Annotated in this window: 15 protein-coding genes; 6 read left to right on the top strand and 9 right to left on the bottom strand. The window is 68.3% G+C overall.

Annotated features, from left to right (window positions below):
• The first annotated feature begins 20 nt into the window (after nt 1–20).
• The 4 genes from ACK8CO_RS00560 (at nt 21) to ACK8CO_RS00545 (ending at nt 4,700) form a co-directional block, all read left to right on the top strand.
• A complete protein-coding gene (locus ACK8CO_RS00560; RefSeq protein WP_414897768.1) occupies nt 21–512 on the top strand; it encodes a tripartite tricarboxylate transporter TctB family protein in 492 nt (163 codons plus the stop codon).
• Between the two features lie 12 nt (nt 513–524).
• Nucleotides 525–2,048 carry a tripartite tricarboxylate transporter permease gene (locus ACK8CO_RS00555; protein WP_414897767.1) on the top strand — a complete coding sequence of 508 codons (1,524 nt, stop codon included), beginning with the start codon at nt 525–527 and terminating at the stop codon, nt 2,046–2,048.
• A gap of 20 nt (nt 2,049–2,068) precedes the next feature.
• On the top strand, nt 2,069–3,604 hold the full coding sequence (locus ACK8CO_RS00550) for an acyl--CoA ligase (RefSeq protein WP_080616306.1): 1,536 nt from the start codon (nt 2,069–2,071) through the stop codon (nt 3,602–3,604).
• A gap of 109 nt (nt 3,605–3,713) precedes the next feature.
• Complete coding sequence (locus ACK8CO_RS00545; RefSeq protein ID WP_414897766.1) at nt 3,714–4,700, top strand: 2-dehydropantoate 2-reductase; 987 nt, start codon at nt 3,714–3,716, stop codon at nt 4,698–4,700.
• 401 nt (nt 4,701–5,101) lie between these two features.
• Here the strand turns inward: ACK8CO_RS00545 and ACK8CO_RS00540 are convergent, their stop codons facing one another.
• The 4 genes from ACK8CO_RS00540 to ACK8CO_RS00525 all read right to left on the bottom strand — a co-directional run bounded on the left by ACK8CO_RS00540 (nt 5,102) and on the right by ACK8CO_RS00525 (nt 10,838).
• On the bottom strand, nt 5,102–5,308 hold the full coding sequence (locus ACK8CO_RS00540) for a LuxR C-terminal-related transcriptional regulator (RefSeq protein WP_414897765.1): 207 nt from the start codon (nt 5,306–5,308) through the stop codon (nt 5,102–5,104).
• Nucleotides 5,305–5,580, bottom strand: coding sequence for a hypothetical protein (locus tag ACK8CO_RS00535; RefSeq protein WP_414897764.1), 276 nt, complete (start codon nt 5,578–5,580; stop codon nt 5,305–5,307). The genes ACK8CO_RS00540 and ACK8CO_RS00535 overlap by 4 nt, the downstream gene beginning before the upstream one ends.
• Before the next feature lie 1,054 nt (nt 5,581–6,634).
• Nucleotides 6,635–8,152 carry a hypothetical protein gene (locus tag ACK8CO_RS00530; RefSeq protein WP_414897763.1) on the bottom strand — a complete coding sequence of 506 codons (1,518 nt, stop codon included), beginning with the start codon at nt 8,150–8,152 and terminating at the stop codon, nt 6,635–6,637.
• 94 nt (nt 8,153–8,246) lie between these two features.
• Nucleotides 8,247–10,838: a putative bifunctional diguanylate cyclase/phosphodiesterase gene (locus ACK8CO_RS00525; RefSeq protein ID WP_414897762.1), complete on the bottom strand. Its 2,592-nt coding sequence runs from the start codon at nt 10,836–10,838 to the stop codon at nt 8,247–8,249.
• Between the two features lie 313 nt (nt 10,839–11,151).
• Between ACK8CO_RS00525 and ACK8CO_RS00520 the strand changes: the two genes are divergently transcribed.
• Both ACK8CO_RS00520 and ACK8CO_RS00515 read left to right on the top strand, forming a co-directional pair.
• Entirely contained in the window at nt 11,152–12,609 is a 1,458-nt protein-coding gene (locus tag ACK8CO_RS00520) for a hypothetical protein (protein WP_414897761.1), read from the top strand.
• Between the two features lie 42 nt (nt 12,610–12,651).
• Nucleotides 12,652–13,722 (top strand): TAXI family TRAP transporter solute-binding subunit, encoded by a 1,071-nt coding sequence (locus tag ACK8CO_RS00515; RefSeq protein ID WP_414897760.1) that lies wholly within the window; start codon nt 12,652–12,654, stop codon nt 13,720–13,722.
• Nucleotides 13,723–13,817: 95 nt separating this feature from the next.
• Here ACK8CO_RS00515 and ACK8CO_RS00510 read toward each other — a convergent pair whose 3' ends face one another.
• The 5 genes from ACK8CO_RS00510 to ACK8CO_RS00490 all read right to left on the bottom strand — a co-directional run bounded on the left by ACK8CO_RS00510 (nt 13,818) and on the right by ACK8CO_RS00490 (nt 20,023).
• The gene (locus tag ACK8CO_RS00510; RefSeq protein WP_414897759.1) at nt 13,818–16,016 is read right to left on the bottom strand and encodes an AAA family ATPase; all 2,199 of its coding nucleotides are present in this window, start codon (nt 16,014–16,016) and stop codon (nt 13,818–13,820) included.
• Between the two features lie 189 nt (nt 16,017–16,205).
• Nucleotides 16,206–16,931 carry an STAS/SEC14 domain-containing protein gene (locus ACK8CO_RS00505; RefSeq protein ID WP_080616312.1) on the bottom strand — a complete coding sequence of 242 codons (726 nt, stop codon included), beginning with the start codon at nt 16,929–16,931 and terminating at the stop codon, nt 16,206–16,208.
• 142 nt (nt 16,932–17,073) lie between these two features.
• Nucleotides 17,074–17,970, bottom strand: a complete 897-nt coding sequence (locus ACK8CO_RS00500; protein ID WP_414897758.1) for an NAD-dependent epimerase/dehydratase family protein — start codon at nt 17,968–17,970, stop codon at nt 17,074–17,076.
• The gene (locus ACK8CO_RS00495; RefSeq protein WP_414897757.1) at nt 17,967–18,809 is read right to left on the bottom strand and encodes a glycosyltransferase; all 843 of its coding nucleotides are present in this window, start codon (nt 18,807–18,809) and stop codon (nt 17,967–17,969) included. Before ACK8CO_RS00495 ends, ACK8CO_RS00500 begins: the two co-directional genes overlap by 4 nt.
• Complete coding sequence (locus ACK8CO_RS00490; protein WP_080616315.1) at nt 18,806–20,023, bottom strand: NAD-dependent epimerase/dehydratase family protein; 1,218 nt, start codon at nt 20,021–20,023, stop codon at nt 18,806–18,808. The genes ACK8CO_RS00495 and ACK8CO_RS00490 overlap by 4 nt, the downstream gene beginning before the upstream one ends.
• Between the last annotated feature and the right edge of the window lie 111 nt (nt 20,024–20,134).

The following is a 20,134-nucleotide window of genomic DNA, read 5'->3' as shown; positions in this document are numbered from 1 at the left end:
CAGAAGGAGGAGCGACGCCCATGCTTGCCGCCGACCGTCTCATCGCCCTGGCCCTGATGGGCTTTTCCGTCTTCGTCATGTGGTATGCCCAGCGCCTGCCGTTCGGCTGGGAGGCCGAGACCGGACCGGGGGCGGGCGCCTTTCCGTTCTGGCTGGGGCTCGGGATGCTGACAGCTTCGGGCGCGATCCTGGCGCGGAGCTTCGTGACGCGGCCGCATTCGGGCGAGACCTTCATCCCCGATGCCGACGCGATCCCGCAGATCCTGGGCGTGGTCGGGCTGTTGCTGGGCGCCATCGCGCTGATCCCGCTTCTGGGGGCCTATATCGCGCTGATGCTGTTCCTGCTGGCCTATCTGCGGCTGATGGGCGGGCATGGCTGGCTGCTGACCGGCATCCTGACGCTGACGACGCCGGTCTTCCTGTTCTTCTTCTTTGAGGTGACGCTGAAGATCCTGCTGCCCAAGGGCGTGACCGAGCCGCTGTTCTACCCGCTTTACGCGATGTTCTTCTGAGGAGGCCCGGAGATGGACGTTCTTGCGCTTCTGGCCGACGGCTTTGCCAGCTCGATCTCGCCGCTGAACCTCCTGATCGTGCTGATCGGGGTGACGGTCGGCATCTTCATCGGGGCGATGCCGGGGCTCGGATCGGTCAACGGGGTGGCCATCGTGCTGCCGCTGACCTTCATCGTGCCGCCGGGCTCGGCCATCATCCTTCTGGCCGCGATCTATTACGGGGCGATGTATGGCGGCGCGATCAGCTCGATCCTGCTGGGCATTCCCGGCGCCTCGACCGCTGTCGCCACCACCTTCGACGGCCGGCCGATGGCGCAGAAGGGCGAGGCGGGGCTGGCGCTGATCGTGGCCGCCGTCGCCTCCTTCATCGGCGGCACGATCTCGGTCCTGCTCTTCACCATCTTCGCGGTGCCGCTGGCCGACATGGCGCTGGCCTTCGGTCCGGCCGAGGAATTCGCGCTGGTGCTGCTGGCCTTCACCACCTTCGTGGGGCTGGGGGGCGACGACATCCTCAAGACCGTCGTGATGATCTGCCTCGGGCTCGTGCTTTCGACCGTCGGGCTCGACATCATCTCGGGCGAGCCGCGGCTGGTGTTCGGCGATCTGCCGGGCTTCTATTCGGGGATCTCGTTTCTGGTGCTGGCGATCGGGGTCTATGGCGTGGGCGAGGTGCTTTACACCATCGAGACCTCGCGCAATGCGCCCATGGTGACGCCCGCGCGCCTGACCTTCGGGGAACTGCGGGCGGGGCTGTCGAAGATGCGCGGGATGTGGCGGACCATGAGCCTGGGCTCGGTTCTGGGCTTCTTCGTCGGCATCCTGCCGGCGGCGGGCGCGACGCCCGCCGCGCTGATGAGCTATGGCGTCGCGAAGTCGATCTCGAAACGTCCCGACAGTTTCGGACTGGGCAACCCCGAGGGCGTGGCCGCGCCCGAGACCGCCAATAACGCTGCATCGACCGGCTCGCTCCTGCCGATGCTGACGCTGGGCATTCCCGGCTCGCCGACCACGGCGCTTCTGCTGGGGGGCATGGTGATGTGGGGGCTGACGCCCGGCCCGATGCTGTTCGTCGAGCAGAAGGAATTCGTCTGGGGGCTGATCAGCTCGCTTTACACCGCGAACCTGGCGGCGGTGCTGGTCAATATCGCGCTGATCCCGGTCTTCGTCTGGGCGCTGAGGATGCCTTTGTCGGTGCTCTGCGCCATGGTGCTGGTCCTGTGCATCGTCGGCGGCTACGCGCCCGATCAGCGCCTGCACGACGTCTGGATGATCGCGGGCTTCGGGGTCGCGGGCTACCTTCTGCGCAAGGCCGATTACCCGCTGGCGCCGCTGGTGCTGGCGCTGGTGCTGGGACCCTTGATGGAAAAGAGTTTCCGTCAGACCATGATCGCGGAACATGGCGACCTGACGGTCTTCATCGAGCGGCCGATCGCGGCGATCTTCGTGGCGATCTCGGTCTTGCTTTTCGCGCTGCCGCTGATCCGGGCCCTGCGCCGGGGCCGCAATGGCGGCTCCCGACCGGCTCCGGCCGAGTGATGTAACGAGACAGAAAGGACATGACCTTGCAGACCATCTCGGACCTTCTTCAGGGACAGGACAATGCCGCGCCGGCCATCGGGGCGCCGGGGCGCGACTGGCTCGATTTCGCGGGGCTTCGCGATCAGGCGAGGCGGGTGGCGGAGGCGCTGCATGGCGCGGGCATCGGTCGGGGCGACCGGGTGGCCATCGTGCTGCCGAACGGGCCCGAAATGGCCGCAGCCTTCGTCACCGTGGCGCAGGCGGCGGTGACGGCACCGCTGAACCCGGCCTATCGCGAGGAGGAATTCGCCTTCTATCTCGAGGACCTGAAGGCCCGGGCCGTCGTCTTGCCCGAGGGCTATGACGGCCCTGCGGCGGCCGCGGCAGAGCGGCTGGGGCTTTGCGTGCTGCGACTGTCGGTCGATCCGGACGAACCTGCCGGGCGCTTCTCGCTGAGTGCCGAGGGCGGGGGCGGTGCCTGCGACGCGGCCGCGCCGGGCCCCGGGGATGTGGCGCTGATCCTGCATACCTCGGGCACCACCTCGCGGCCGAAGATCGTGCCGCTGACGCAGGCGAATGTGGCGGCCTCGGCGGTCCATATCCGCGACTCGCTGGCGCTGAAGCCCGGGGATCGCTGCCTGAACGTGATGCCGCTGTTCCATATTCACGGGCTCCTGGCGGCGGTGACGGCGTCTTTGTCGGCCGGCGCCTCGATCTGGTGCGCGCCGGGCTTCGATGCGCTGAAATTCTTCGGCTGGATGTCGGAGGCGCGGCCCAGCTGGTACAGCGCCGTGCCGACCATGCATCAGGCGATCCTGTCGCGCGCGGGCCGGAACCGCGATGTGATAGAGGCGGTGCCCTTGCGTTTCCTGCGCTCTTCCTCGGCCTCGCTGCCCGCGCAGGTCATGACCGCGCTGGTCGAGACCTTCGACGCGCCGCTGATCGAGGCGTACGGGATGACCGAGGCCGCGCATCAGATGTGCTGCAACCCGCTGCCGCGCGGGAGCCAGAAGCCCGGATCGGTCGGCGTGGCCGCCGGCCCCGAGGTGCGCATCGCCCATGAGGCCGAGAACCGGCTGATCGAGGGCACCGGCGAGGTGGTGATCTCGGGGCCCAACGTGACGCCGGGCTATGAGGGCAATCCCGAGGCCAATGCGAAAAGCTTCTTCGAGGCCGAGGGGCGGCGCTGGTTCCGCACCGGCGATCAGGGCGCCTTCGACGAGGACGGCTATCTGCATCTGACGGGGCGTCTCAAGGAGATCATCAACCGGGGCGGCGAGAAGGTCAGCCCGCTCGAGGTCGACGGGGTGCTGATGGATCATCCGGCGATTGCGCAATGCGTGAGCTTCGCGCTGCCGCATCCGAAGCTGGGCGAGGAGGTCGCGGCGGCGGTGGTGCTTAAGGAGGGCGCGGGGGCCAGCGAACGCGAGATCCGGGAATTCGCGGCCGCGCGCATGGCCGATTTCAAGGTGCCGCGCAAGGTGGTGATCCTCGACGAGATCCCGAAAGGGGCGACCGGCAAGCTGCAGCGGATCGGCCTGGCCGAAAAGCTGGGCCTGTCGGAGCCGGCCTGAGCCGGTTTCCGGGCTTTGCCCGGACGCTGCGCGGCGGGTATTTTTCCCAAGAAGAAGAGGAACGCGGCGGGCCTTTCGGGCCCGCTGGCAGAACGAGGGGCGTTTTTCGATGAAGATCTGTGTGTTCGGGGCGGGTGCCATTGGCGGCTATATGGGCGCGAAGCTGGCAAAGGCGGGGGCCGAGGTGAGCCTTGTCGCGCGCGGCCCGCATCTTGCGGCGATGAAGGCGCGGGGGCTTCGGCTGATCGAGGAGGAGAGCGGTACCGACGAGACGGTGCCGGTCAGTGTCGCGGAGGATGCCGCCGAGCTCGGACGGCAGGACTATGTGGTCGTGACGCTGAAGGCGCATTCGGTGCCGCCGGTGGTTCGCAGGATGCAACCCCTGATCGGCGAGGGGACGACCATCGTGTCCGGCGTGAACGGGGTGCCCTGGTGGTATTTCCACAGGATCGGCGGCCCGCTCGAGGGCACGCGGCTCGCCTCGGTCGATCCGGGCGATGCGCAATGGAACGGGTTCGGGCCCGACAGGGTTCTGGGTTGTGTCGTCTATCCGGCCGCCGAGGTGATCGAGCCCGGTGTCGTCCGGCATATCGAGGGCAACCGCTTTTCGCTGGGCGAGCCCGATGGGTCGAAATCGGAACGCGCGCTCCGGCTGTCGAAGGCGCTGGCTTCGGCAGGGCTGAAGGCGCCGGTGCGCCCGAAGCTGCGCGACGAGATCTGGGTCAAGCTTTGGGGGAACCTGTCCTTCAATCCGATCTCGGCGCTGACCCATGCCACGCTGGATGTGCTTTGCACCGATCCGGGCACGCGTGCCGTGGCGCGGGCGATGATGATCGAGGCGCAGGCGATTGCCGAGAAGCTTGGGGTGAAGTTCCCGATCGATGTCGAGCGCCGGATCGAGGGAGGCGCCGCGGTCGGGGCGCACCGGACCTCGATGCTGCAGGATCTGGATCTGGGGCGGCCGATGGAAATCGACGCGCTGGTGGGGTCGGTGCAGGAGCTGGGCCGCATCACCGGCACGCCGACGCCTGCCATCGATACCGTTCTGGCGTTGGTCGCGCTGAGGGCGCGGGTCGCGGGGCTTTACGGAGCGTGATTTCGGGCGCTAAGGCCCGTTGTTCTGCGATCTCGGCGAAGACGACGCGGCGTGCCGCGGGTGAGAGCGGTTTGGTCAGCAGCGCAGCGCCGCACGCGATCCGCACCCGGCCGGGCAGCAGATGATCATGGCTGAAGGCCCGTAGCGGGCAGTCGTTGCGGAGGAAGCTGAGCGCCATGGCCGAGGGGAAGGGCCGCCCGTGCCGTCCTGCATGCGTTCTAACCGGGTGCCGCCGCCTGCCGAGCCGCCGATCAGGAGTGCGGTGTCAAGTCCGGTCAGCATCGCTGCGGCCAGCAACTGCGGTTCGAGAGCACCCGCGCGGGATTCGCTTTCCGGTCCATCCATCCTCTCCCGAAGACGGCCTTCGCCGGAAATGGCTGCCTTCCCTGCGGGAGATGCCTCTAGCCTGGATCGCGCATCCCCCCGGAGAAGCTGGCCTCCTGGGCGATCAGCCCCGCCTGGGCGCGGCTCTGGACCCCGAGCTTGGGCATGATCGCGGTTACATGGGCCTTAACATTGGTTTCGACAATCGAGAGGTCGAATGTAATCTGTTGGTCGAACTTATCCCCGCCGCTTGCCTGCAGGATGCGTCCATGCTGCGACGTCAAGAGCGGATCGCATGTTCCCGACCTTTGGCAGCGGTCTGCTCCGGATCATCGGCAATCTCGATGCCCTCGGCGATGGAGACAATTGCGTAACGGAAGACGTCGCGCATACTGCGCTTGGGCACGCGACCGACGGCCCCCGCCCGGAGCGCGGTGCCGATGAGGCGCGGACCGGCCATGGAGGAGACGACGACCGGTGTCGCCCCGAGCGTGGTCTTGAGCCGGATCAGCCCGTCGAGCCTGCTGACATCCGGCAGGTTGAAATCGAGCAGCAAGATATCGGGGCGCCGCGCGGTGCCGAGCCGACGGGGCGCGTCTTCGAGATGGCCGCTGGTTTAGAGCTTGCCGATGCCGACCGCCGATTTCAGTGTCATTGACAGCGCATCGCAAAAAACCGGGGTGATTGTCGATCACCATCGCATTGGCAAATCGGGGGGACGGTCGGGCGGATCGGAGCGGCGCTCATAGGGTATCTGCCTTTGGGCCGGTTGGAGGTGAAGGCCGAGCGGGAACCGGGGCGGGCCTAAGCCTGGTACGGCGTGGCTGGCGCGCTCATCGGCACCAAGTTCGAAGCACTGCGCCGATGGGCTCCTGCCTTGGTCGAATAGCAGGCGGGGCGGGCAGACTCTGATCCCGGCGCTCGAGCAGCGCTTGCCAAGCGGTGTCCGGCTGGTCAGTCTGTCAGGCATCGACGAACTCAAGGATATCCGCCTTGTCGATGACGGCGCGCCTTGCATCGGCGCAGCAACGCCATTTGCGACGAGGCGGCAGCGTCCTCCCCGGCACTGGCCGATCTGGTCGCCCATGTCGGCGATACGGAGGTGGTGCTTGCCTCAGGCCAGCGACCCGGACCAACATCCGCGAGATCATGCTCGACGGCTATCTAGGGGCATGTTCGATACCGCCTTGGAAGAGAGTGAAATCATCACCGAGATCCGCTTTCCGGTTTCCCATCAGGCGGCCTATGTCATATTCGCCCAGCCGGCCTCGCGCTTTGCCGATGGGGGCGCGTGGCGGTCGCTCGCGCTTCGGAAGAGGGCGTGTCCCGCGGGCCAAGGCCGCGTTTCCGGACGCGATTTCAGGGCCGAATCCGGAGGCGGGGCTGAGCGCCGATCACCGCGCGCATCTGGTTCGGGTGCAGGCCGGACGAGCGGCGGCCGGAGCCTGCCGAGCCCGGATCCCGCAACGGAGAGTGGACGGCCTGCCGTCTTGCGTAGCAGACAAGACCCCCGATCCGATCCCCGATCGCGGATCGGATCGGGGGCCTTGTCTGTCCGGGCGGCGCATGGGGGAAGACGCCGGTCCCGGACCCAAGCTGCGATAGATGTTTCAGGCGCCGAACCGCCGCTCGGCGACGGGGCGGCCTTCGAGCAACTGACTGACCATCGCAGCGATGCTCTCCTGGGTCGCGTTCAGCCGGTCGAGAACGGCATCGAGATTGTCCTTCCGCTCGGCTCCATGGCCGGCCATCAGCTGTTCGGACAGCGCGGTCACGAGGCTTGACAAGGCGTCGATCTCGATGGCGCGGGCAGCGATGTCGTCGCCACTGACACTGCCCTCGGGCTGGGCCTCGGCCAGTCGCTCGATCCGTTCGAGCAGATCGGCGATCTCGCCCGAATGCGAGGATTGAACCTCGCCCAGACGTTCGGCAATGGCCTCGATCCGCTGCTCGATCGCCTCGATGGCGGCCTCCGAACTGTCGGCATCGTCGGTCGGGGCGCTCGACGATTGGGCGAGCGCATAAAGCGCCGTTTCGATCCGCTCCACAGCGGCTTCGACCCGCTCGAGACCTTCGGCCAGACGTTGCTGGCGGTCCTCGATCCGTGTCATTGCGGCCTCGATGGTCGAGATCCGCGTTCCGAGGCTTTCTCCCGGATCCGCATCTGCCTGATCGTCGCGCGGATTGCCGAGCATGAATTCGATCAGGTCGAGCCGATCCATCACCCGGTCGAGAGCGGCGCCGAAAGTCTCGGCCGCAGCCTCGTCCGGTTCGCCAGTGTGATCGGGGAATTCGTCCTCTGCCGTACTGTCGGAGCCGTCGGCCGCGGGCTGGTCTTCCCCGGCCTCTGTCTCTGCCTCGGACATGTCGGGAAGGAGGTCGTCTGCCTCCGGCGCGATATTGTCGGAGAGAGGGGGCTCTGCCCCGGTGGCGGCGTCGTCTTCGGGCGCGATATCGGGGCCCGGACCGGTCTCATCGGGCAGCCCGGCCAGGCCGGAGACGGCTTCGTCCCCGGTTTCGGACATGGTATCGGGTGGCGTCCGGAGCTCTGTCTCGGGGACGCCCGGAACATCCGGGAACTCTTCCTCCGCCATCGCTTCCAGAACCGAGGCCTCATCCTCCGTGATGGCCGCCTCGAAAGCGGGCTCGTCGGCGGCGTCTTCGGGCATTGCGTCCCCGGAGTCGGAAGGCTCATCTTCCGGGGCCGCATCCGGGACGACCTCGTCGGCCATCCCGGCAGTTTCGACCGCGTCACCGGCAGGCGCGGTTTCGTCAGCCTCGTCCGATACCCCCGCCACGAGGCCGGGATCGTCGGGGACGATCTCCGCCTCCTCTTCGGGAGCGGGCACGGGGGCCAGATCGGTGAGCCGGAACGGGTCGAGCCGAAGGAAATTCGGGATCTCGCGCCGGAAGGTGAGGCCCACGCCCTGGCCGGGCATCATGATGGCCTCGACGCCCATCGCGCGAAGGACACGCATTGCCGAGGCCGGAACCGCCTCGGGCGCGCCGCGCGACATGGTCAGAAGGTGTGTGGGCCGAGGCTCGACGGTGGCATCGGCCGTCGCGGCCGCGCTGTCCGGGCCGGAGCTTGCCGACGCCGGGGACATCTCGTTCGCAAAACCAGTCACGGGATTCTCCCTGCTCATCCAGTCACTCCCGGTGGTACGCCCAATGGGTTACGAAAGTCTTGAAGACTGCCGGGACAGGCTGCCCAGGGAAGGCTCAGGCGACCGAGGACGCGCCCGGGCCGCGGTCGCCGAACCGGCCCGCAGCCAGCCGTTTGCCGAAATCGTTTGCGGACAGCGGGCGGGCGAAATGAAACCCCTGCAACGTGTCGCAACCGAGCCCGGCGAGGATTTCGGCATGGGTCGAGGTCTCGACGCCTTCGGCCGTCACGCCGATACCGAATGTCCGGCCGATATCGACGATGCTGCGCACCAGCCGTCGGGCCCGCTCGGTCCGGGTGACCGGCACGACCAGACGCTGGTCGATCTTCATCACGTCGGGTGCAAGCTGCATCAGGCCCACCACCGAGGCATGGCCCGATCCGAAATCATCGACCTCGATGCCGAAGCCCTGTTCGCGCAACAGATCGATGTGAAAGCAGAATTCCTCGTTCTGCTCTTCGACCAGCACGCTTTCGAGCACTTCGAGAGCGATCCGCGTGGACCCGATCTCGATCCCCGCGGCGATGCCGGGCAGATCGGAATCGCGCAATTGGGCGACGCCTGCATTGAACGAGATTTTCGGGATGGCAAGGCCCGCACGGTTCATCGCGGCGACCTCTTCGAGCCCCTTGCGATAGATGATGCGGTCGATCTCGGGCAGCATCGACATCTGCCCGGCAAGCCCGAGAAACGCGGATGGGGGCAGGATGCCGCGCAGCGGATGGCGCCAGCGCGCCAGCGTCTCGATGCCGACCAGCGCATGGGTCGCGGCATCGAACTGGGGCTGGAAATAGGGCACGAATTCCTCGCGCAGCACGGCCTGTTCGATCTCGAGGGCAAGGCGGCGCTTTTCCTGCACGTCGCGGTGCAGCGAGGGCGTATAGAGCGTGATCGCGTTGCGTCCGCCGTCTTTCGATGCGTAAAGCGCGGCATCCGCACTGACCAGCAGCGCGGAATTGTCGACCAGCCGGCCATCGGCGGCGCAGATACCGAAACTGGCCCCGACCCGGCAGGTCTTGTTCTGGAACGGGATGTCGCGCAGGATCTCGTCGCGAAGCCGTTCGGCCATGGCCTGCGCCTCAATGGAATCGCGCCCGCTCCCGAGCAGGATCACGAATTCATCACCGCCGATCCTTGCCGCGACATCGCCCGGCGCGATGCCGTCGCGCAGGATCGCCGCAATCCGGGTCAGGACATGATCGCCCGCCGCGTGGCCAAGGGTGTCGTTGACGTTCTTGAAATGGTCGAGATCAATGCGGATGATCGTGCGCGGATCCGCCTCGGAGCCGAGTTCCTCGAACAGGTGTTCAAGCGCGCGCCGGTTCGGCAGGCCGGTCAGGCTGTCCTGAAGGGCCTGCTGTTCAAGCTTGCGCCGGACGCTTTCAAGCTGGCCTTCATAGGCCTTGCGGCGGGTGATATCGGAGGAAATGGTCGCGAAACGGGCGACCTGTCCCTGGCTGTCAAAGATCGGCGTGATGCTGAGATAGGCCCAGAACGGCGTTCCGTCGCGGCGGTAATTCAGGATTTCGGCGCGGACCGGACGCGTGTCGGCGATGGCCTCGCGCAGGCTGCGACTGACGTCCGGGTCGGTGCCGGGCCCCTGAAGAAGCGCATCCGCATTCTGGCCCAGCACTTCCTCTGCCGTATAGCCTGTCATGGTCAGAAAGGCGGGATTGGTCCAGACGATGCGCCGGTCGCGATCCGAGACCAGGATGGAATCATGGGACATCCTGGCGATCTGCGCCAGTTCGGCCAGTTCGACCTGCTGGGATGCCAGGCGCCGGCGGCTGTCTTCCAGCGCGCGATGCGGCGCGACGATGAAGCGGCGCCCGGCCAGCCCCATTGCCATGAAGGGCAGCAGCAATGCGAAGCCGGTGAACAGGAAGACCTCGCGTCCCATTTCCCAGCCGAGCCGCGCGGTGAGCTTGGTATTGCGTGCGATCTTCACGTAGAAATCGGTACCCACGACCGGTGCGGCGATCGGATCGGTGCGGTCGCCGCTCCATTCGGGATACATCTGCACCTGAAATCCGGTGGCGAGCTGTGTCGCGGCAGAGACCGCGTCGCCCGCCAGAACCCGGCTGAGGTCGAGATGCTTCTCGATCACCAGCATGCCGCGCGGCGGCCCGTCAGACAGGATGGGCAGCGAAATGAGGAAGGCCGCCTCGACCGGCGTCTTGCCGGGCCGGTAGGACACGATGGGCGCGTTGCCGATGAGCCCGTTTTCGAGACTGCTGAGCCCCTGGCGGGTTTCGGCAAGGCCGAAGACCGGACGCCGGACCCGGCCCGGCGTTCGCAGCCGGACATGACCCTGGCGGTCGAACAGCAAGGCCTGCGCCGTCACCCCGTCGACTAGCCGTTCCAGGTCGCGTCGCATCTGCGCCGGACGAACCCGGCCTGACCCGGCGAGATAGGCGGCCGTGGCCGGCGCCTCGGCCAGTTCCCTTGCATCCGACAACACCAGTGTCAGCGCATCCTGCACGCTGGCCGCGCGGGTCTGGGCCTGGGTCTCGAGCGCGGCCCGGTGCAGCTTGTGCAGCGCCGGCATGGCCACGAGCCACAGCGCCGCGGCGATGGCGGCAAGCGCCGTCAGGTACCCCGCCGCAGTCAACAGCAGGAACCTTCGGTCGACATCGAGCCGGGTCATCGGCACGGCATGGCCGGTCGATGCGCGCCGGTCCGGTCGGTGGAGGGCAGGCGGTGGCGGGGCATTCCTGTTCACAATTTGTTCGCCCGCGCATCCTGCGACCCCGGATTTGGCGCAGTCTTAACGCAGCCGAAGAAAACCCGGACAATTCGAGCGGTCCGCGACGGGCGCGGAACGGTGCGTTGCCGGGGGGCGATACGGAGGCCAGGCGCCGCGGCGGGGTCCGGGTTTCGGCCCTTGCCTTGAGTCCGGCCCGGGGGCACAATTTTCTGCATCCGGTCCGGGGGGACCGCTTTGACGAGGCGAGGGACGGATGCGTTACGCTTGGCTGGCCACGGCGGCGGCCGTGCTGTCGATATCGGGCACGGTGGGGATCTGTCAGGATGACGGCACGCCCGAGGGCGTCGCCGAGTTGTCGCAGCAGGCGGCCTCCTACCGGCGGATCATCGCGGCGCTTTCGGAAGAGAGCACCCAGGCCGAGGCGGTACTGCAGAAGACGCAGGAGCGGCTGCGCCTGGCGCTGAACGCGCTGGCCGAGGCCGAGGCGCGGCTTGACCGGATCTCACAGCAGCAATCCGAGGCCGAGGCTTCGGGGCAGGCCGAGCTGTCGGACCTGAGCGGCCGGATCGAGGCCGCGCGCGCGGAGCTGACGGGGCGCGAGGCCGAGCTGGCCGCGCTGACGGCCCGGATCGAGACGGCGACCGATGCCGCCGAAGCGGCGGAAGGCGCGGCCGAGGCGGCCCGTGCCGCGCGCGATGCGGCGGGCAAGGAGGCGGCGGAACTTTCCGAAGCTGTCAAGCAGGCAAGGGCCGCCGCCGGGGCCGCGCAGGCCGAACGGCAAGAGGCAGAGGCGGCGCTGGCCGACATCCGTTCCCGGCTCGAGGCCGAGACCGCCCGGATGGCCGAAGCGGAGGCCGCTTTCGAGACAGTCCGCGCGCAGACCGCCGAAGCCCGGGCGGCGCTGGAAACGGTCGAGGCGCTTCGGGAAAAGCACGAGGCCGCGGCGAGACAGGCCGGTTCGGAGCGCAGCGCGGCCGAAAGCCGGCTGGCCGATCTTCGGGACGCGCAGGAACGGGCGGTCGAGGCCGAGCGCGCGGCACGGGAACGCGCGGCGGCCGCGCAGGAGGCGGCGGATGCGGCCGAAGCCGGGGCTGCGGCACTGGCGCAGAAGATCGCCGCGGCCGAGGCCCGGCACGAGGGCCTGCTGGCGGATGGACAAGAGGCCGAAGCCGCGCTGGCATCGTTGCGTGAGGAGCTCGAGGCGGCAACTGCGGCGCGCGACGCGGCCGGGCTGGCACGGCAGGAGGCCGAGGCTGCGGCGGAAGACGGCCGCGCCCGCGCGGCGACGCTGGTCGAGGAGGCGCGGGTGATGGCCGAGGAGCGCGAGCGGGCGGCCGAGGCGAAGGTCGTGGCCCTCGAGGCCCGGGCCGCACAGCTTGCTGCCGATATCGAGGCCGCGCGGCGCCTGCTGCCCGCAACCGCTGCACCGATGACCGAGGCGGCCGACACTGCGCCCCCGGAACCGGATGCTCCCGCCCTCCCGCCGGGCGCGCGGCCGGCCTTTCGGGCCGGGGCGGCGCCCCCGGCCGAGGCGGTCGCCCGGGCGGTTTCCGAGGCCCCGGGGCTTGCCGAAGCCAGTCAGGCCGAACGCGCCGAGCTTGAACGGCTGCTCGGCGAGGGCATGTGCGCGCCCGATGCGCTGCGCACCGTCTTCGGCGGGATCAACCGCCAGACTCTCGTTTCGCTGATCCGCGGCCTCGGCCGGTGCTAGCAAGCTGGTGCCGTCCGTCCGCGTTGTGAGGAGTGTTGCCGAATGTCCCTTTTCAGTCGTCCCTTTTCCGGCCTGAAGGCAGGCCTCATCATGGTTTTCACCGCGCTCGCGGGCCTGGTTCCGGCGGCCTCCGTCCCGGCCCAGACCTTCGAGAAGAACATCCTGACCGGCGGCCCGACCGGCACCTATATCCAGTTCGGCCGCGACATTGCCGGTATCGCCGCGGAATGCGGCATCACGCTCAATGTCCTGGAAAGCGCCGGATCGCTCGAGAATTTCGTCGGTGTCCGGCAACGAAGCTTTACCCAGTTCGGCATCGTCCAGAGCGACGTTCTGGAATATCTGCGCACCTATGCCGCGAACGATCCGGAGATGGCGCGCACCATCGCGGGGGTACGGATCGCCTTTCCCCTTTACAACGAAGAGGTCCATCTGCTGGCTCGTTCCGGGATCGGCAGCCTCGCCGAACTGGCTGGCAGGCGCGTTGCGGTCGGTGTCGAGAACAGCGGGACCTATGTCACCGCGACGCTGGTGCTCGACCTGGCCGAGGTGGCGGCAGAGCGCGTGAAGATCGGCCCCGACGAGGCGCTGCGCCAGCTCCTGGCAGGCGAGATCGATGCCTTCTTCTATGTCGCGGGCGCGCCGACCAAGCTTTTCCAGACCCCCGGGATCGAGGCCGGGCGTTTCCATCTGCTGGCGCTGACAGACCCGGTTCTGCAGGCGGTCTATACGCCCGCGACCATCCCTGCGGACACCTATCCGTTCCAGTCCGGGCCGGTCGAGGCGGTGGCGGTCAAGGCGGTTCTGATGACCTATGACTATCAGATCCGCAAGAACCGCTATCACCGCGCCAGTTGCGATGCGGTGCGCAGCCTCTCGCACCTGCTGCTGGCGCGGTTCGAGGAGTTGAAGAAGACCGGCCATCCGAAATGGAAGCAGGTCGATCTGACCGATATCCCGCCCGGCTGGGAGGTGGCCGCCTGCGTCAACATGGGGATAGATCCCGAATTCTCGCTGCCATGCACCCGCGAGGGCGCGACCATGGGGCCCGGCGCGAGCGAGGCGAATGCGCTTTACCGTCATCGGGTCTGCGCCGCCATCGGCGGTTGCTGAACGGGCATCCGGTGCCGTCCGGAAGCCCGCACATAGCTCTGTGCGGATCCCGGGCGCATGTCCGATGCCAACCGCCCGGGCCGCCGCCCGCTCCGCTAGCGCGGCTCGATCCTTTGCCAGTCGGTGGGGGCATTGCGCCCGGCGCGTATCCGCCACCAGTTCAGGGCCAGGTCCGCAGGCAGGCTCAGGCGGGCCGCCGTCAGAGCCGTGGCGAAGCGGGCCTGTGGCGGGCCGGGCTCGGCAGCCAGTTCGACCAGGAAGGGGCCGCTTCCCTGCCAGACCAGCTCGATGACGCCCCCGGCCAGGTGCGCGGCCAGCGGCCGGGCGGTGGCCCGGTCGGGATCGGCGGGCCCCTCGGGCAGGTCGTCCAGCCGGACCTGCGCTGCCACCACCTCGGTCGCGGCGATCCGGTACCAGTGCCGCGCGGTGTCGATATTGCGCTCGACGCCGTCACCGACCTCGTAGATCTGGCCGAGGTAATAGGCGGCACGGCTCTGACCGTTCACCGCCGCCCGGGAATAGGCGATGGCGATGTCAAGCGGATCGCTGCTGGCCAGCGCATGCCGGTACTGGCGCTGCGCCACGCGCGCATCGGCCGGTGCGGCGTCGAGCATGAGCGGAGAGGCGGCCGGATCTAGCTTCGGCTCGGGCTTCGGCTCGGGGCTCTGCTCGGTTCGCTGCTCGGGGGGCGGGCCGGAGCCGGGGTCGGGCTTTGGAACGGGACGCGCGGCGGTGGCCTGCACCCCTGTCAACGACGCAGCGCGGCCCGCGCTCAGCCGCCCGTTCAGCGCGTCAAGCCGCAGTTCCGCTTCGGCGATCCTGTCCTGCAATTGCGCGAAATCTGCCGTGGCGCGGTCGGCGGCGACACGGGCCGCAGCGCGTCTGGCCTCGGCGGCGGCGGTCTCCTGGATGGCGTCGCGACGCCGCGCCGCAAGGCGGTCGAGCTCGGCGCGGGTCTCGGCAAGACGGGCCTCGGCGGCCGCGATCCGGGTCCTGGTGAGGTGTTCGGCTGCCGCACCCGTTTCGGCGCTGGCGGTTTCCGCTGCGCGCAGCCGGTCAGCGAGCGGCGCCTCGCTGCGGCCTTCGGAAAAGGGGCTGGCAGCGGCCAGGCGCGGGGCGCCTGTATCGCCCGGAGATCCCGGATCGTCTGGCCCCCCGACGATCAGGGTGCTGCCGACGAAGACCGCCGCAAGGCCGAGCCCGGCGCCGGTCGTGGCGGCCAGAAGGCGCGTCCTGCGCGGGCGGAGGCGGGGCGGCGCGGGGCAGGGCTCGGGGACGGAAGCCGCCGCCGAGACAGGCTCGCTGACCCGGTCAGCTTCCGCCCGCGCAGAGCCGACAGCCGCCGCCGGGGGGGCCGTCTCGGAGGCCGTCTCGGGCGGTGGCGATTGCGCAACGGGGCGCAGTCGCGCGCCCGGCGGGGCCGCCTTCGGCCGCGGCGGCAGCGAAGGGGCGGGGCCTTCGAACAGGCACAGGCCATCGCCGGCGGTATCCTGCCAGTCGGCCAGCAGCTCGCGGAGGAAGGCGCCGTCGAGGTAGGTCCGGTCGGCGCCGAAAGCGGCGTTTAGGCCGCGGTCGCAGATCGTGTTGACCAGTCGCGGCAGGCCATGGGCATGACGGTGGATCAGCGCCAGTGCCTCTGGGTCGAAAATTGCATCTGCCTCCCCTCCGGCCGCTACGATGCGGCTTCGGATGTAATCGGCGGTCTCAGTCGCGGTCATCGGCTGCAGCCGGACCAGGCTGTCCTGCGCCAGATCCAGAAAGGAGGGATGGCTCTGTTCGAGATGGGGTTCGAGTTCGGGCAGGCCGGACAGCACCAGCCGGAAGGCCGCGCCTGCGCCCTGTCCGGGGCGGGCCACCCGGTCGAGCATCTCGAGACCGGCCGTTGACAGGCCCTGCGCCTCGTCGATCGCCAGCAGCGGCAGCCGGCCGGCGGCACGGATCTCGGCCATCACGGTCTCGACCCGGGCCAGGAGCCTGTCGGGCTCGGCTGCGCCCGCCTCGGCGCCGAAGGCCGAGAGGATCCAGCGCAGGAGCGCGGGACCGTCTCCGATGGGATTGGCATGGAAGGCGGGCCGGAAGATCCCGGTCAGGGTGTCGTCCCGCAGGAGCGCGCGCAGAAAGGTGGTCTTGCCGGTGCCGGTGTCGCCCAGCACCAGCGCCAGAGGCGCGCCGTCGATCAGCGCCAGGCGCAGGCGTTCGAAATCATGCCAATGCGGGTCGGTCCAATGCACCGCCCCCTCGCAGGGCGCCAGGCCGAACGGGCGTTGCGCCAGTCCGAAGAATGCAACGTACATGCGTTATGCCGTGTTCCTCTTGCCACCTCAGCGATCATGCGGGAACAGCGCAGCCCCGTCGAGTCTCGCGTCGAATCTTGCATCGGGTCTCGTTTCAGGGCTGGCAGGCAGCGGTCATCGCCAGGGACCGCGAGGACAGGGCGAAGCCGGCCCGGGGGAGACGGGCCGGCAACCGGGCGCTGCGCGGGCTCAGGTCAGAAGCCAGGCCCGGGCGGCGGTATAATCGTCCTCGTCGAAATACTTGGCCTTGGCATCCAGCATCATCGGCAGCAGGGTTTCCGCAAGCTTCATCCATGACTTGTCGCCAACGACGGCGATCCGGCAGGGCTGATGCCGGTGATGGCGGATCAGGTTGACATGCTCGCCAAGCGCCGAGGGCCCCTGCCAGCCCTCGAAGCGGCGCAGATCGACCATCAGCCGGAACCGCTCATGCGCGGCGGCATAGGCGTCGAGATCGGGGCTGCGGGTCTTGTAGCTGGCGCTGTCGAGGCGCCCGATGAGCCGGACCTCGAGGGCGTCGGCGCCGATTTCCTCGAGATGGATTGTGCCGAGCGATTCGCGCAGCCAGAGCCGCGCGGCGTCGCGCTCGTCGAGATCGAAGGTGCGGACCGGGCAGGGCAGGGTGAAGCCGAACATCCGGACGCCTGCTTCGATCTTGTCGCTGTCGGTGACGACGGCGATCTTTCCGAAGCCGCGCCAGCGCTTCAGCCCGAGCCGGGCATCGGCCCAGAGCGCGCCCGCGGAATAGCCCTCGAAATCGGGGCCGATCTGGTAGAGCAGCCGGATCGGCATGCCCCAGTCGAGGGCGCGGGTGACGGCGGGGATCAGGACGGTTTCGTAATCCTGTTCGGTGACGCGGCCGGTGGCCCGGATTTCGAGCAGGCCTTCGGCCGTTTCCTCGGTAATGTCGATCATGGTTCGGAAATCCTCACTGATGACGTCTTGAGGAATATGTAGGGACGCCCCGCCAGGGTTCCATCCCCGGGTGGCGGGAAGGGGGGCAGTCCGTGTCATGGGTATTTTCGCCAGGAAGAAGAGACAGGCCGGGTGCGGGCGGTCAGTCGGCCGGGCCCGGGCCGGTCAGGGCCGGTCGGGGGCGGCAAAGCGCGGGAAGACTCGCCTTGAGCCGGGCGATTCCGCCGGGCGTCCAGCCCAGGGCCGCGAGGCGGTCGCATTGCATCACGCTGACGGCCGCGTCCGAGCGGGGCGGCAGCGGATGGAGGATCCCCTCGGCCTCGGCCACAAGCGCCAGCAGGTCATGGCGGTCGAGCAGGATGTCGGAGGCGTTGAAGATCCCGCGGGCGCCGGTGTCCCGCAGCAGCCGGGCGGCAGCGGCGAGATCGGCGCCATGCAGCTCGGTGCCGCGGCGGGGCGCAATCGGGCGGTCCTGGCGGAAATCCTCGAAGAGCGCTTGCCATTTATGGGCCCGGCCGGGGCCTGCGGCGCCGTAGATGCCGGTGGCACGCAGGGCGACCGGGGCGAAGCTGTCGCTGGCGAGGGCAAAGAGGCGGCGCTCGGCCTCGGCCTTGACCTTGCCGTAAAGCGTGTCGGGATAGGGGGTGAGCGTCTCGGTTAGAGCGGTCCCGGGCGGGTAGCGGCCGTAGACCGCGCGGCTCGACAGGAACAGGACGGTGCCGGTTCCGGCCGCGCGGGCGGCTTCGAAAAGCGCGACCGAGCCGTCGAGATTGGCGCGGGTGAAACCCTCGGGGTCGCTGCCCTCGCCGCCCCGGTAGCGTCCCGGCAGATGCGAGAAGGCGCAATGGATCAGCGCGTCGATGCCGCTCAGGTCCGGGCGGTCGCCAAGCGCATAGGGGCGGAACCCGGTCGGCGCCGGGAAGAAGCCGGGTGGCGGCGGCGTGCGGCCGAGGATCGTGACGGACTCGCCCCGGGCCAGTGCCTCTTCCACGAAAAAGCGCCCGACAAGGCCGGTGGCGCCGGTGACGGCCAGGGTCATGAGGCGGCGGGTCCGGGCAGGGAGGTGGTGTCGGGGATCTCGCTGCCATCCGCATGGGCCCGCCAGAGATCGATCAGCGGTTTGAGGCGGTCGGCCTTGTCGTGGTCCTGCCAGGGTTTTTCATACTGGAAATGCAGCACGCGGATGTCTGGCCAGGACCAGAGCTCGGGCAGGTTGAACCAGACATATTGCAGCATGTTGCAGAAGACCGGCAGCCCGTGCCAGTCCGGGAAGAATTCCTGCAGGAAGGTCTGGTCGGTCCGCCGCCAGAACGCGCCCGGCGCATCGAGCCGTGCCATCATCGCCCCGAAGGTGGCGGGATCGGGCCGGGCGGTGAAGACGCCCGAATTCATGCGCCGGAAATCGGCCAGGCTTTCATAGACATTCGGCGCGGCGCAAAGCTCGGGGTAGTCGAACAGCCGGTCGATCGGTTGCAGCACCAGCGTATCGGCATCGAGAAAGATCACCCGCTCGTAATCGAGCTGCCAGAGCCGGAGCTTGCAGAAATTGTCGAGCGGCGTGTGGAAGGCGGGCTTGGTGCCCTTGGTGAAGGGCGCATCGCGATGCAGCTTGTCGCGGGCATGGGCGGCGTTGAAGGCGTCCGAGGTCGGCAGCAGGTCGGTCTCGACCAGCCGCGCGCCCAGATCGGAAAGGGGCGCGAGATCCGCCTCGGCCACGCCGCCGGTATGCAGCACGCAGATATCCGAGGCCCGTCCGTCCGTCCGTTTCAGCGAGCGTATCAGGGCCCTGGCCCCCAACGCGAAATCCGCGTTGGTGACCAGCGTCACATAGGCATGCCGTGCCCCTGCGCCCCGCGCGGGCCTAAGGCCCTCGGTCACGAGACCGACTTCAGCCGCTTGCCTTCCGGATCGCGCTCGACCCGGCTGGCCAGATCGCGGGTCCAGGCCGAGACGCAGGGCACGCGCTTGCGGTCGACCCGGTGGGCGAATTTCTTCGCGATCTCGACCACCTCTTCCAGCAGGCCCTCCTGCAGCGTGATCGGATCGAGCCCGAGGCCGAGGAAATTGTCGTTCTTCACGATCAGCTCGTTCTCGGCGGCTTCCTTGCGCGGATTCGGCAGATAGGCGATCCTGGCACCGGTCATCTTCGACACCAGCTCGGCCAGATCGCGAACCCGGTGGGTCTCGGTCATCTGGTTGAAGATCTTCACCCGGTCGCCCTTGGCGGGGGCATCCTTCAGCGCCAGTTCGATGCAGCGCACGGTGTCCTGGATGTGGATGAAGGCGCGGGTCTGCCCACCGGTGCCATGCACGGTCAGCGGATAGCCGATGGCGGCCTGGGCCAGGAAGCGGTTCAGCACGGTGCCGTAATCGCCGTCATAATCGAACCGGTTCACCAGCTGCGGATGGCGCCGGGTCTGGTCGGTATTGGTGCCCCAGACGATGCCCTGATGCAGGTCGGTCACGCGCACGCCGTCATTCTGGGCGTAGAACTGGAACAGGATCTGATCGAGCGACTTGGTCATGTGATAGACCGAGCCCGGCCGGGTCGGATAGAGGATCTCCATCTCCTTCGACCCGTCGGGCGTGTCGATCGAGACGTCGAGATAGCCCTCGGGGATCGGCGCGCCGACTGTCGAGTAGCCATACACCCCCATCGTGCCCAGATGCACCAGATGCGCGTCGAGCCCGGTCTCGACCATCGCCACCAGCAGGTTGTGAGTGGCGTTGATGTTGTTGTCGACGGTGTAGATCTTGTGGCGGTCAGAGATCATCGAATAGGGCGCGGCGCGCTGTTCGGCGAAATGGATCACCGCGTCGGGGCGGTTCTCGGCCAGCCAGTCGCGGAGCCGGTAATATTCCTTGGCGAGGTCGATCAGGTGGAAATGGATCTGCTCGCCCGAGACTTCCTTCCAGATCCGGCAGCGTTCCTGGATCGAGTCCATCGGCGTCAGCGACTGCACGCCCAGCTCGGTGTCGATCCAGCGCCGGCTGAGATTGTCGATGATGTGTATCTCGTGGCCGAGGTTGGACAGGTGCAGCGATGTGGGCCAGCCACAAAAACCGTCTCCGCCAAGAACCGCAATCTTCATCGACATCTCCTTTCGGGGTCTTAAAACCGGCGGCATCGCGCCGCCCATGCGGCGTTCGTTACCGGAGCGGCGAGGTGACTGTCATTTGAAACTTTCATGTCAGCCCCACCG

Source organism: Rhodovulum sp. HP10 (assembly GCF_047553435.1).
Lineage (GTDB): Bacteria > Pseudomonadota > Alphaproteobacteria > Rhodobacterales > Rhodobacteraceae > Rhodovulum.
Note: the sequence above shows the minus strand (reverse complement) of the source record. Positions and strands in the feature narration are given on the sequence as shown.

Coding starts and splice junctions, on each gene's coding strand:
- ACK8CO_RS00510 (WP_414897759.1), bottom strand. CDS start 16,016: ATGTACGTTGCATTCTTCGGACTGGCGCAACGCCCGTTCGGCCTGGCG.
- ACK8CO_RS00560 (WP_414897768.1), top strand. CDS start 21: ATGCTTGCCGCCGACCGTCTCATCGCCCTGGCCCTGATGGGCTTTTCC.
- ACK8CO_RS00550 (WP_080616306.1), top strand. CDS start 2,069: ATGACCTTGCAGACCATCTCGGACCTTCTTCAGGGACAGGACAATGCC.
- ACK8CO_RS00555 (WP_414897767.1), top strand. CDS start 525: ATGGACGTTCTTGCGCTTCTGGCCGACGGCTTTGCCAGCTCGATCTCG.
- ACK8CO_RS00490 (WP_080616315.1), bottom strand. CDS start 20,023: ATGAAGATTGCGGTTCTTGGCGGAGACGGTTTTTGTGGCTGGCCCACA.
- ACK8CO_RS00520 (WP_414897761.1), top strand. CDS start 11,152: ATGCGTTACGCTTGGCTGGCCACGGCGGCGGCCGTGCTGTCGATATCG.
- ACK8CO_RS00505 (WP_080616312.1), bottom strand. CDS start 16,931: ATGATCGACATTACCGAGGAAACGGCCGAAGGCCTGCTCGAAATCCGG.
- ACK8CO_RS00545 (WP_414897766.1), top strand. CDS start 3,714: ATGAAGATCTGTGTGTTCGGGGCGGGTGCCATTGGCGGCTATATGGGC.
- ACK8CO_RS00515 (WP_414897760.1), top strand. CDS start 12,652: ATGTCCCTTTTCAGTCGTCCCTTTTCCGGCCTGAAGGCAGGCCTCATC.
- ACK8CO_RS00525 (WP_414897762.1), bottom strand. CDS start 10,838: ATGACCCGGCTCGATGTCGACCGAAGGTTCCTGCTGTTGACTGCGGCG.
- ACK8CO_RS00500 (WP_414897758.1), bottom strand. CDS start 17,970: ATGACCCTGGCCGTCACCGGCGCCACCGGCCTTGTCGGGCGCTTTTTC.